Genomic DNA, 11,845 nt, shown 5'->3' on the forward strand with positions numbered 1-11,845 from the left:
GTGTGCAAGACTGATCGCTCTTGTTAGATTTGGCTGGTCGGCAATCGTACTGCCCCGGGCTCCCCGAGGCCTTCATCCCCATGGCACTCATCCAATACCTCACACAGATCCAGTTCGAGTTCGGCGCGATCAAGCTGCTGTCGTCCGAATGCGCGCGCATCGGCATCAACCGCCCGCTCATCGTCACCGACGCGGGCGTCCGCGCGGCCGGTGTACTGCAGAAGGCGCTCGACGCCATCGCCGACCTGGAAGTCTCGGTGTTCGACCAGACACCCTCCAACCCGACCGAGGCATCGGTGCGCGCGGCCGTCGAGCTCTATCGCAGCGGCCGCTGCGACGGCCTCATCGCCGTGGGCGGAGGCTCCGCCATCGACTGCGCCAAGGGTGTCGCCATCGCGGCCACGCACGAGGGCCCGCTCAAGACCTACGCGACCATCGAGGGCGGCTCGCCGCGCATCACCGACCGCGTGGTACCGCTGATCGCGGTGCCCACCACCAGCGGCACGGGCAGCGAAGTGGCGCGCGGCGCGATCGTCATCGTCGACGACCATCGCAAGCTCGGCTTCCACAGCTGGTTCCTGATGCCCAAGGCCGCCATCTGCGACCCCGAGCTCACGCTCGGCCTGCCGCCCCGGCTCACGGCCGCCACCGGCATGGACGCCATCGCGCACTGCATGGAGACCTTCATGTCGGCCGCGTTCAATCCGCCAGCCGACGGCATCGGCCTCGACGGACTGGAGCGCGCCTGGGGTCACATCGAACGCGCGACCAAGGATGGCAGCGACCGCGAGGCGCGCCTGAACCTCATGAGCGCATCGATGCAGGGCGCCATGGCGTTCCAGAAGGGGCTGGGCTGCGTGCACTCGCTGAGCCACAGCCTGGGCGGCGTCGATCCGCGCCTGCATCACGGAACGCTCAACGCCCTCTTCCTGCCCGCGGTGATCCATTTCAATTCGGGCGCCGAATCGGTGCAGAAGGAACAGCGCCTGCAGCGCATGGCGCAGGCCATGCACCTCGATTCGGCCTGCGACCTGGGCGACGCCATCCGCGACATGAACGCGCGCCTCGGCCTGCCCAAGGGCCTGGCCGAAGTGGGCGTGACGCCCGCGATGTTCGAGCAGATCATCGACGGCGCCATGGCCGACCACTGCCACAAGACCAACCCGCGCCTGGCCACGCGCGACGACTACAAGGCCATGCTCGAAGCCTCGATGTAAGGCTCGCGTAAGAGGCCTGTAAGGGCTTCTTCTACACATTGTTTCAGTGACCGTTCCGAGGGGTGTTTCAGAGGGAAAAGTAGCTCTCCGACACCCCTCGCGTCATTTATGTGACATAAGGGATTTCTAGACTGTCACCGAAGGTTTCCCAGCCGCGGAAACCCAAGGGTCAGGGAAGTTCCGAATGCAGCGTACCGTCCAAGTTCACACCGTCCTGAGCTCAGAACAGCTCAAGTTCCGCTCGATGCGGGGACAGGAAGGACTCTCCCAGCTCTTCGAGTTCGAGGTGGACATGGTCAGCACCAGTTTCAGCCTCGATCTGAAGCAGCTGCTCGGCACCTCGCTCACGCTGGAACTGGCCGACGAAGGCGGCCCGCGCTTCCTCAACGGCACCGTGGTGCGCTTCGAGCTCGTGGGCCGCGCCAACGAAACCGGCCGCCACTACATCTACCGCGCGCTGGTGCAGCCGTGGCTGTGGTACCTCACGCGCACCACCGACTGTCGCATCTTCCAGAACAAGAGCGTGCCCGAGGTGCTCGACGAGGTTCTGGGCAAGTACGGCTTCCAGTTCGAGAAGCGCCTCACGGGCAGCTACACCGCCCAGGAATACTGCGTGCAGTATCAGGAAAGCGACTTCTCCTTCGTGAGCCGTCTCATGGAGCACGAAGGCATCGGCTACCACTTCGAGCACAGCAACGGCTCGCACCTGCTGGTGCTGGCCGACGACTCGGGCAGCTACAAGCCGCTGCCCGGCCATGCGAGCATCGCCTACCGTCCGCGCGACCGCGTGGTCAACGCGCTGGAGCCCTGCATCGACCAGTGGCGCGTGTCCGAGCAGATCACCTCCGGCCGCGTGATGCTCGACGACTTCGACTTCAGGAAGTCGCGCGCCTCGCTGCAAAGCGTGCAGCAGGACCCGAAGCCGCACGAGCATTCGACCTACGAGGTCTACGAATGGCTCGGCGGCTACACCGAGCACCAGCAGGGCGACGCCTACGCCAGGATCCGCCTGCAGGAGCTGCAGTGCGCGCACGAGCTGGCCTCGGGCCACACCAACGTGGTGGGCATGGCGCCGGGCTACCTGTTCCAGATGACGCATTGCCCGCGCGAGTCGGACAACCGCGAATACCTCGTCACCGAAACCCGCTACGACCTGCGGGAGCCCGAGTACTCCTCGGGCGGCAGCAGCGAATCGGTGTGCGAGTTCGACTTCACCGTGCTGCCCTCCTCCGTGCCCTATCGTCCCGCACGCAACACGCCGCGCCCGCGCACCAACGGCCCGCAGACCGCCACCGTGGTCGGCCCCGAGGAAATCTGGACCGACCGCTTCGGCCGCGTGAAGCTGCAGTTCCGCTGGGACCGCTACGGCCAGTCCGACGAGAACAGCTCGTGCTGGGTACGCGTATCGAGCAGCTGGGCCGGTGCCAACTACGGCACCATGCACATGCCGCGCGTGGGCCAGGAAGTGATCGTCGATTTCATCGGCGGCGAGCCCGACCGCCCCATCATCACCGGCCGCGTCTACAACAGCGACCAGATGCCTCCGTGGGAACTGCCCGCCAACGCCACGGCCAGCGGCATCCTCACGCGCTCCAGCTCGGGCGGCGCGGCCAACCAGGCCAACATGCTGCGCTTCGAGGACCGCACGGGCGCCGAGCAGATCCTGCTGCATGCAGAGCGCAACCTCGACGTGGAAGTGGAAGCCGACGAGACGCACACCACCGACGGCACCCGCACCACGCTCATCAAGGGCCACGAGTCGGCCACCTACCAGGACGGCGAAACGCGCGACATCACCGCCGGCGCCAAGGAAACCATCACCGGCGGCGACACGCGCAGCGTGACGGGCGGCTTCACCGAGACCGTGACCGGCGGCGTCAACCAGACCATCTCTGGCGGCAAGACCCGCATGCTCAGCGGCGGGCTGAACGACACCATCACGGGCGGCGTGCAGCTCGCCATCACCGGCGGCTTCCACGGCACCATCGACGGCAAGGAGATCCGTTTCGTCAGCGACGGACGCAACGACACCATCAACACGTCGAACGACGTGCTGGTCAACGGCCCCTCGACCACCACGGTCACCGGCCCCACGGTGCACACCTCGCCCGATGTGACGTTCAACACGACGAACCACATCCACAACACGACGCAGCACGTCATCAACACCAACGTCTACAACACGACGTCGAACACCTACAACAACCTGACGGTCAACTACACCAACAACTCCGCCACCTACACCAACAACTACTCCAAGAGCAGCGACTGGAGGTGGTTCCGCCTGGGCGGCACCGGCCTGAACATGGACGTGTCGGGCATTTCGCTGGGCGTGCTGGCCGTGCGTTCGATGGCCATGGGCGTGCAGGCGCAGGCCATCGGCGTGAAGCTGGAGGCTGTCGGCGCGGAGTGGAAGAACAAGGCCATGTCGCTGGGCGATGCCGGTGCGCTCATCCAGCTCGTGGGCACGGAGATCAAGACGGGCGGCCTGCGCGCCGGCATCCAGGCGCTCAAGATCCTGCTCTGAGGCGTAGACAAGGTGCTCGATATCGTTCTGTGGGGAGTGTTCGGCATCGTCAGCCTGGGCGTGATCGCGCTCGCCGCCATCGTGCTCGCGGTGGCGCTGATGAGCCATCGCGCCTATTCCGAGGAAGGCCGGCTGTGGCAGCAGCTGCACGCCGACGGGCGCCCGCTGCAGGGCGTCGCGGTTTCCCTGATGCGCTCGCCCAGCGGCTACTCCCGGCGCGGCCCTGTCGGGCAGCGAATGACGGCCGTGCAACTGGGCGTCGCCTACGTCGATGCCGCCGGCATCGAGCAGCAGACCACCTTGCGCACGCTCATCGACGAGGACCTGCTGGCCCATTTCTCCGCGGGCCGGCCCGACATTCATCTGCTGCAGGACCCGCAGGACCCGTCGCGACTGGCCATCGACCGCAGGCATACCCCGCTGGTGATCCGCGGCGCAAGGCGCTGATCCCGCTGTGAAAACCATCAAACCCCTGCGCCTGAGCGTCCTGACACGCCCCTTCCTGCGCGCGCAAAGCGAGCAAAGCCAACGTCTCGCGCTCACAGTGATCGGCATGCACACCCTCGGCGAAGGAGGCGTGCTGCTGCCGGAGACGGAGCTCTGGAAGACCGTCTCCACCGAATTGGGAAACCAGTCCGCGATCGATCTCGGCATTCCCAAGCTGCGGCCCGAGTTCCTGGTGAGCGGCCAGGCCTACACCTGCCATCAGCAGGACAAGACACGCTGCGCGGTCGAGCTGCGCGTCGGCGGCCTGCGGCGCCAGTTCCTCGTTTCGGGCGACCGCTACTGGCTGGATGGCCGCGCCACCGAGCCGCAGGCTTTCGACACCATGCGCCTGGACTGGCAGCACGCGTTCGGCGGTCCCGGCTTTGCCGCCAACCCCGCGGGCATCGGGTACGCACCCGAGATGGTCAATGGCCTGCTGGTGCAGCGGCTTCCCAACGTCGAACGCCCGGGCGACGGCATGGACCGTCCCGACCGGCGTCCGGCTCCGGCCTGCCCGGGTGCGATGGACGTCGATCTGCCCGAGCGCCTGAAGCTGCTGGGAACGGACTACGGCGACCGCTGGCGCGAGACGCTCTACCCCGGCTTTGCGCGCGACATGGACTGGCAATTCTTCAACAGCGCGGCCCCGGAGCAACGCTGGAACGACGAACTGTCCATCCCCGCGGCCGCGCCCTACGAGATCTGGAACATGCACCCGGAGCACGCGGTACTGCGCGGGCGGCTTCCGGATCTGCGCGCACGCGGCTTCGTGGCGAGAAAGTCCGCGCCGCCCCTTGCGCTGGAAGAGGTGCCGCTGCGGCTGACCACCGCCTGGTTCTTCCCGCACATGGCGCAGGTCATGCTGATCTTTCACGGCGAGACGACCATCGTCGAGGACGATGCCGCGGACATCACGCACGTCATGCCGGCGATGGAGGCGGCCGACAGCCCGCCGCGCCCCCTATCCCACTACGAGAAGGTCTTCGAGAACCGCTGCAACCTCGAGAAAGGCGCGATCCATGCGTTTCTCGACGAGGAGCTGCTGCCGGCCTCGGCCATCGGCCCCTGGCTGGACCGGATCGACGCGCGCGAATCGATCCTGGCAAGGAACATCAAGGACAAGGGCGAGCGCCTGCGCGCCGAACTGACGGCGCGCGCCCTGGAGGCCGGCCACAAGCCGCGTTACTTCCGGGAACGGCCCCTGCCGAAACCTTTCGACAAGATGCCCACGCTGGCCGAGCTGCCCGAGTTCATCGACAAGACGCGCGCCTACCAGCGCGAACAGGAACGCAAGCTGGAGGAAGCCAGGCAGGAGGTCGCGAAGGCGGCGCGGGACAACGCATCCGAATCGCGCAAGGCGGGCTTCGACAGCGGCCGGATCATCGAGGAAAGCCAGAACGCGCAGCTCAAGGGCCCGCCGAAATTCGACGCCGAGACGATCCTCCAGGGGCTGGCCGGCATCGCCGCGGCCACGGGTACCCCGGCCATGAGCGCAGCCGAGCACGCCGAGTTGCAGGCCGTCGGGCAGCGGGGCCGCAAGGACATGCTGACGCTGTACCGCATGGGCGCGCACCACCAGGCCCCAGCCGACCCGATGGCAGCCGAACACAATGCGCAGGCGCGCGAACGCGTGCTCGCCGCCATGGCCGCGGACCGCGATCTGTCGGCCATGGACCTGACGGGCTGCGACCTGTCGGGCCTCGATCTGCGGGGCGCCCGCATGCACCAGACCCTGCTCGAAGCCGCCTGCCTCCAGGGCACCCGCCTGGATGGCGCCGACTTGAGCCAATCGGTGCTGGTGCGCGCCGACCTGCGCCAGGCGTCCTTGACGGGCTGCAACCTGGAGCGTGCCAACCTCAGCCTCGCCCGCTGCGAGAACACCAACTTCGCGCAGGCCCGCTTCGAGCGCACGCAGATGGAAAAGCTGCGCCTCGACGGCTGTTGTCTCGACGAGGCGAAGTGGAGCCATCTGTTGCTGCAGGGGATCGAGCTCGCGGATTGCAGCCTGCGGCGAGCCGACCTGAGCTACGTGAGCATGGCCGAACACTGCCGGCTGGCGCGCTGCGACTTCGGCGAGGCGCGCCTGGAAAAGGTGCTGTTCGTGCAGGCCAAATTCGAGTCGGTTGATTTTTCCGGCGCCGTCATCGAAGCCTGCAGCTGGGCCCATACCCCGCTGCACAAGGGCACCCGGTTCCGGCGAGCCTTGCTCAGGACGACCAGCTTCGTCGGCACCACGGATCTCCGTGAGAGCGACTTCGAGGACGCCACGCTGGTGCACTGCACCTTGCGCGAGTTGCCGCTCGACGGCGCGAACTTCAGACGGGCCACGCTCGACACCTGCGATTTCTCCTCCGCGTCGCTCAAGGGCGCGGACCTGCGCGCGGCGGCTGCGCCCGACAGCCTCTTCATCCGCGCCGATTTCACGCGAGCCTCCCTGCGGCTCGCCAATCTCATGAATGCCAACCTCCAAAAAGCCTGCCTGGTCGATGCCGACCTGGGCGAGGCCAACCTGTTCCGCGCCGATGTCGCCCAGGTTCTCATCAGCCACGGCACGATCACCCTGGGTGCCCACATCGAACAGATGAAGACACTGCCCCGGCGCGCCGAGGCAGGCAGCGCGTGAACGCCGAGACGCTGGCAGCCCAGGTCCGCAACGGCGAGCCGATCCGCGAGAAGGACTTCAGCAACATGGACATGAGGGGCATCGACCTGCGCGGCGGCGTGTTCAGCGAATGCAGCTTCCGGGGCGTCCAGGCCGATGCCGCGCTCCTGGGCGAATCCCTCTTCGAGAAATGCCGCTTCGACCAGGCGCAGCTGTCGGCGGCCGAACTCACGCGCGCCGCCTTCCACGAATGCAGCCTGCAGGATGCGGTGCTGGACGCGGCCTCCATGCCGCATTCGGTGTTCAGCGGCTGCGCCCTGCCGGGCGTTCGATTCGATGGGGCCTTCATGGACCAGGCGAACTTCCATCAAAGCAAGCTGCACGACGCCTGCCTGGACCGCGCCAGCCTTGAAAAGGCCGTGTTCTCCGAGTGCGACCTGACGGGCGTGTCCTTCAACGAGGTGGCCTTCTCGTCGACCATCTTCTTTCGCGCAAAGCTCACAGGCACGCGCTACGCCGGAGCCAGCTTCACGAACGCGATCTTCAGCGAGGCGGACCTCGCGGGGCAGGACTTCTCCGGGCAGCAGTTCCACCTCTGCCAGTTCATCGATGCGGTGCTGACGGCGTGCCGGTTCCACGATGCGCGCCTCACGCAGTGCAATTTCAAGGGTGCCGATCTGCGCAACGCGGTGCTGGCGGAGGCGCAGGCCATGCAGTGCCTGTTTCCCGAGGCCGACCTGCGCGGCGTCGATGCGCGGCGCGGCCACTTCCAGCACAGCATCTGGGTCGACGCCCATCTCGACGGCGCGGACTTCTCGCAGGCGCAACTCGAGCAAGGCGTCTTCCATCGTGCGCACTGCGGACAGACGACATTCGCCGGCAGCCGCCTGGACTACGCCGATTTTTCCTATGCCTCGCTGGTCCAGGCCGACTTCCGCGATGCCGCTTTCCTGCGCACCGTGTTTCATCGCGCCGACCTCGACGGTGCCAGGTTCAGCACCCGCCTGGGTACGCTGGACCGGGACCCTGCGCTGCACGAAGCCGAGAAGGTGGCGCTGCAGCAGCCCGAGCGTGCATCCCGCCTGGACCGCGACATCCATGGCCGCCGGCCCAAGAAAGAAAGCCCATGACCTCCACCCGGAACACCCACGGGACCACGGCCGGCGAGACGATCGCCACCGCAAGCGATGCAACGCAAGGCGTGCTGGATCCGCTCATGCAGCGCCCTTCTCATGCAGGCCGCGCGGACTCCGGCACGCGAATCGCCACTGTGATCGCCAGCGACGCCGACCTCTGGTTCGAGGTCGACCTCGACGACGGCCAGGGATCGCTGCGCTGCCGGCGCGTCGCCAGTTGCCTGCTGCTGCCCGCGCCGGGCGATACGGTGCTGATCACCTCGACCCGCCAGGGCGACAGCTTCGTCATCGCGGTGGTCGCCCAGGCCGACCCGCGGCAGGCGACGCTGGCCGTGGACGGCGACCTGACGCTGGTGTCGCGCTCGGGTGGCATCCGGGCACGCAGCGCCGGCCCCATGGCGCTGGAGTCGGACACCTCGATCGCCATGCAGTCGCCCGAGTGGCGCACCCAGGCCCGGCAGGCCCATTGCGAGATCGGCGAGATGGACTACCAGGGCGGACACATCCGCTTCAGCGTGCTGGTGTCGCGCTTCGTCGGCCGTGCCTGCGAGGTAGTGCTGGACCGCCTCAACCTGCTCACCCGCTCGAGCTTCCGCCTCACCGAGGAGGTGGAACAGGTGCGTGCCGGCCAGATCGACATCGAGGCCGAGCAGACCCTGCGCCTGCATTCGAAGAACACGCTGCTGACCAGCAAGGGGCTGGTCAAGGTCGATGCCGAACAGATCCACATGGGCTGACCCGAAGGAGCCGTTGCCATGTTTGCCAATGCACAGATGATGGGCGTTGACCTCGCCTTCCCCGACGTCTGCAAGACGCCGCCGGCGCTGCCGATTCCCTACCCCAACTTCGCGCTGGGGCCGACCGCCATCCCCAACGCCTGGAACATCCTCTACGGCGGCACGCCCGCTCACAACCTGGCGACCACCACGCCCATCACCAACGGCGACAACGCTGGGGTGCTGATGGGTGTGGTTTCGCAGACGGTGATGGGCCCCTCGCGTCACATCACCGGCGCGTTCACCGTGCTGCTGAAGGGCACGCCGTGCACGCGCATGACCAGCCTGTCGGTGCAGAACCGCTGCAACATCATCGGCATGCGGATCGTGCCGAGCCAGTTCAAGGTGTTGGTGCTGGCGCCCTGACTCTTGGCCTTGGTGCCGGGGGCGCCGCCGGCCTCAGGGGCTGGCAATGCACTTCCAGGCGCTCAAGGCCTGGTTCGATGGGATCTCGCCAGTCGCGTTCCTTGCGAGCGACGGCGCGCCGACTCGAGCCTGATCGTCGTGCACCCAGTTGTCGAGGTCAGCCACCGCATTCCAGGCCAGCTGCAGCGGCGTCAGGCCAATCCGCCTGAGCAGCGTATTGGTGTTGTAGAAGCCGTGGCTGTAGTCCTCGATGAAGTAGGCGCGAACCGAAGCCTTGATCTCGCCCGATGTCACCCTTCCACCCGAAGGCAAGGCCGCCAGCTTGCTGACGAACTCACCGGCCTGCGTGCAGGGCACCAGGAAGTCCGACGTGCCCTGGTAGACGATGATCTTCTTGCCCTTCGCGCCCGCCTTCTTCTGGCTCGCCGCCGCGTCGAAGAACGGCAGGAGTTCGCGGGGCTGGACGTTCCAGACGGGCGCGAGCACGTCGAGCAGCCTGTTGTAGCCGTCGTAGTCCGCGCCCGACTCGATGGCCACGTCCGCCAGATGCCGCGAGACGGCGCCCAGCCCGTCGCTCAGGGTCTGCTGCGACACCTCCTGGCCGAAGAGGCTCGTGATCATTGCCGAGGCGCTGCCCCAGTTGACCACCCAGTCGTTGACCACCGCCGGCACCTCGATGCTCTTGAGCAGGTTGGTCTCGTCCACGGGCGGCGCTCCGGCGACGATGCCGTCGTAGGCATCGGGCCAGTTCGCCATGGCCTTAAGTGCCTGCCTGCCGCCGGTGGAAATGCCGACGAAGTACGTGTCGGTCGGCTTGCTCCCTGTGAGCTTCTTCAGGAGATACAGCCCGACGTCCAGCGATTTCTTGATGGAGTCCTGCCCGAAGTTCTTCACCATTTCCTGCTTCGCGACGTCACCGAGCTTCCTGCCGGGCCGCACGAAATCAGGGTTGAACGACTTGCCCGAATCGCCGGCGCCCGCGTCGCTGAGGATCACGGCGTAGTTCGACAGCGCGATCCCCTGCAGCGAGGGCGAATACTGGAGATTGGTCTGGATGCCGTTGGCGACAACGTCGGTCTTCCAGGCGAATCCGCCGCCGCCGAGCTGCACGAACTTTCCGTTCCACTGGGCCGGCACATAGATCTGGTAGTTGATGTCGGGCACGCGATAGCTCGGGTCCTTGACGGCCGGATCCACGCGGTCGGGAGAAGTCGGCTGGATCGTTCCCTTGATGAGGCAATAGGCCGGCAGCGCGAGCCAGACCTGCTCGACGGACGTGACCGTGAATCCGCCCGTGCGCGGCGAAGGAAAGCGGGTGCCGCGGAAATCGTCGAGCAAGGCATCGCCGTACTGCGTGCCGTTCAACTGGTTGGAGCAGGTCCGGACGAGAGTGCCCGAAATGTCGCTGGCCGCGTGGGCCGATGCAATGAACCCGCCGCAGGCCATTGCCACGAAGATGGGCCGCAGCAGCAGCCGCGACCGCCATGTCTCACGAAGGCCGGAATTCGTCGTCTTGTTCAAGATTTGTCTCCAGGTATCGAGTTGGGATTTCGCCAAACCCATCGCTTGTTCAGCTTGGGTGGACCCGCGCCTTCTCTGAGGCACTGAAATTCTCGATTGCCCTTCGACGGGCTGCGCTATCCGTGCAGCGCCATCCGAATGACCTTCCGGACACTCGGAACCCGTCCTGAAAAGACCCGGCTACGCTGAAAGCACTACTCGGCCTTCACGCCCGCGGTGCGGATGACCTTTCCCCACTTCGCCGTCTCGGCGGTGATGAACGCATCGAACTCCTCGGGCGTGCTGCCCGCCGGAATGGTGCCCATCGCGTCGAGCTTCGCGCGCGTCTCGTCGCTCCTGATGATGCGGGCCACCTCTTCCGACATGCGCTTGACGATGTCGCGCGGCGTGGCCGCCGGCGCCAGCATGCCGGCCCAGGTGCTGCCGGTGAAACCCGCGAAGCCCTGCTCGATGAAGGTCGGCACCTCGGGCGCCGCCGCGAGGCGCTTGTCCCCCGCCACGCCGATCAGCCGCACCTTGCCCGCCTTGGCCTGGTTGATGAGGCCCGTGGGCGCATCGAAGAAAAGCTGGATCTGCCCGCCCATCAGGTCGGTCAGCGCCGGCATCGCGCCGCGGTACGGGATGTGGATCATGTACGTCTGCGTCAGCGACTTCCACAGCTCGGTGGTGAGATGCGCCGCCGAGCCGTTGCCCGACGAGCCGAAGCTCACCTTGCCCGGATTGGCGCGCGCGTAGTCGATGAGCTCGCGCGCGGTCTTGAAGGGCGCATCGACATTCACCGCCGCCAGCAGCGGCGATACGCCCATCAGCGAAACGCCCGTCAGGTCCTTGCGCGGGTCGTAGGGCAGCTTCGGGTACAGCGTAGTGTTGGCCGCATAGGCCGCGATGACCACGCCGAAGGTCGTGCCGTCGGGCGCTGCCTTGGCGATCGCATCGACGCCGATCAGGCTGTTGGCTCCGGGCTTGTTGTCGATCAGCACCGGCTGGCCAAGCTTCGTCTGCAGCCCGATCTGCACCAGCCGCGCCATCTGGTCGGTGAAGCCGCCCGGCGTGTAGGGCACGACGATGCGGATCGGCTTCGAGGGCCATGCGCCCTGCGCGAACGACGGCATCGCAAGGCTTGCGGCGGCGGTGGCTAGCGTGAACCGGCGGCGGGACAGCGTGGCTTGAGGCATGGCGGCGGGGATCCTTCTTCGTTGCTTCGAGATGAATGA

Annotated in this window: 9 protein-coding genes; 7 read left to right on the forward strand and 2 right to left on the reverse strand. The window is 66.7% G+C overall.

What is annotated here, in order from left to right:
• The first annotated feature begins 80 nt into the window (after positions 1 to 80).
• The 7 genes from ABL840_RS21625 to ABL840_RS21655 all read left to right on the forward strand — a co-directional run bounded on the left by ABL840_RS21625 (position 81) and on the right by ABL840_RS21655 (position 9,110).
• Positions 81 to 1,217 carry an iron-containing alcohol dehydrogenase gene (locus tag ABL840_RS21625; RefSeq protein WP_093306781.1) on the forward strand — a complete coding sequence of 379 codons (1,137 nt, stop codon included), beginning with the start codon at positions 81 to 83 and terminating at the stop codon, positions 1,215 to 1,217.
• Between the two features lie 184 nt (positions 1,218 to 1,401).
• Positions 1,402 to 3,744, forward strand: a complete 2,343-nt coding sequence (locus ABL840_RS21630) for a type VI secretion system Vgr family protein (RefSeq protein WP_093306782.1) — start codon at positions 1,402 to 1,404, stop codon at positions 3,742 to 3,744.
• Positions 3,745 to 3,756: 12 nt separating this feature from the next.
• Complete coding sequence (locus ABL840_RS21635) at positions 3,757 to 4,191, forward strand: hypothetical protein (protein WP_093306783.1); 435 nt, start codon at positions 3,757 to 3,759, stop codon at positions 4,189 to 4,191.
• A gap of 7 nt (positions 4,192 to 4,198) precedes the next feature.
• Complete coding sequence (locus ABL840_RS21640) at positions 4,199 to 6,853, forward strand: DUF2169 family type VI secretion system accessory protein (protein ID WP_093306784.1); 2,655 nt, start codon at positions 4,199 to 4,201, stop codon at positions 6,851 to 6,853.
• Positions 6,850 to 7,962 carry a pentapeptide repeat-containing protein gene (locus tag ABL840_RS21645; RefSeq protein ID WP_093306785.1) on the forward strand — a complete coding sequence of 371 codons (1,113 nt, stop codon included), beginning with the start codon at positions 6,850 to 6,852 and terminating at the stop codon, positions 7,960 to 7,962. The genes ABL840_RS21640 and ABL840_RS21645 overlap by 4 nt, the downstream gene beginning before the upstream one ends.
• Complete coding sequence (locus ABL840_RS21650; protein ID WP_093306786.1) at positions 7,959 to 8,705, forward strand: DUF3540 domain-containing protein; 747 nt, start codon at positions 7,959 to 7,961, stop codon at positions 8,703 to 8,705. Before ABL840_RS21645 ends, ABL840_RS21650 begins: the two co-directional genes overlap by 4 nt.
• Before the next feature lie 18 nt (positions 8,706 to 8,723).
• Positions 8,724 to 9,110: a DUF4150 domain-containing protein gene (locus ABL840_RS21655; RefSeq protein WP_093195101.1), complete on the forward strand. Its 387-nt coding sequence runs from the start codon at positions 8,724 to 8,726 to the stop codon at positions 9,108 to 9,110.
• Between the two features lie 33 nt (positions 9,111 to 9,143).
• Here the strand turns inward: ABL840_RS21655 and ABL840_RS21660 are convergent, their stop codons facing one another.
• On the reverse strand, positions 9,144 to 10,631 hold the full coding sequence (locus tag ABL840_RS21660; protein WP_176947608.1) for a tannase/feruloyl esterase family alpha/beta hydrolase: 1,488 nt from the start codon (positions 10,629 to 10,631) through the stop codon (positions 9,144 to 9,146).
• A 194-nt stretch (positions 10,632 to 10,825) separates the two neighbouring features.
• Complete coding sequence (locus ABL840_RS21665; RefSeq protein WP_093195099.1) at positions 10,826 to 11,806, reverse strand: tripartite tricarboxylate transporter substrate binding protein; 981 nt, start codon at positions 11,804 to 11,806, stop codon at positions 10,826 to 10,828.
• Between the last annotated feature and the right edge of the window lie 39 nt (positions 11,807 to 11,845).

The organism is Variovorax sp. NFACC27, assembly GCF_048301545.1.
In the GTDB taxonomy this organism is placed as follows: Bacteria; Pseudomonadota; Gammaproteobacteria; order Burkholderiales; family Burkholderiaceae_C; genus Variovorax; species Variovorax gossypii.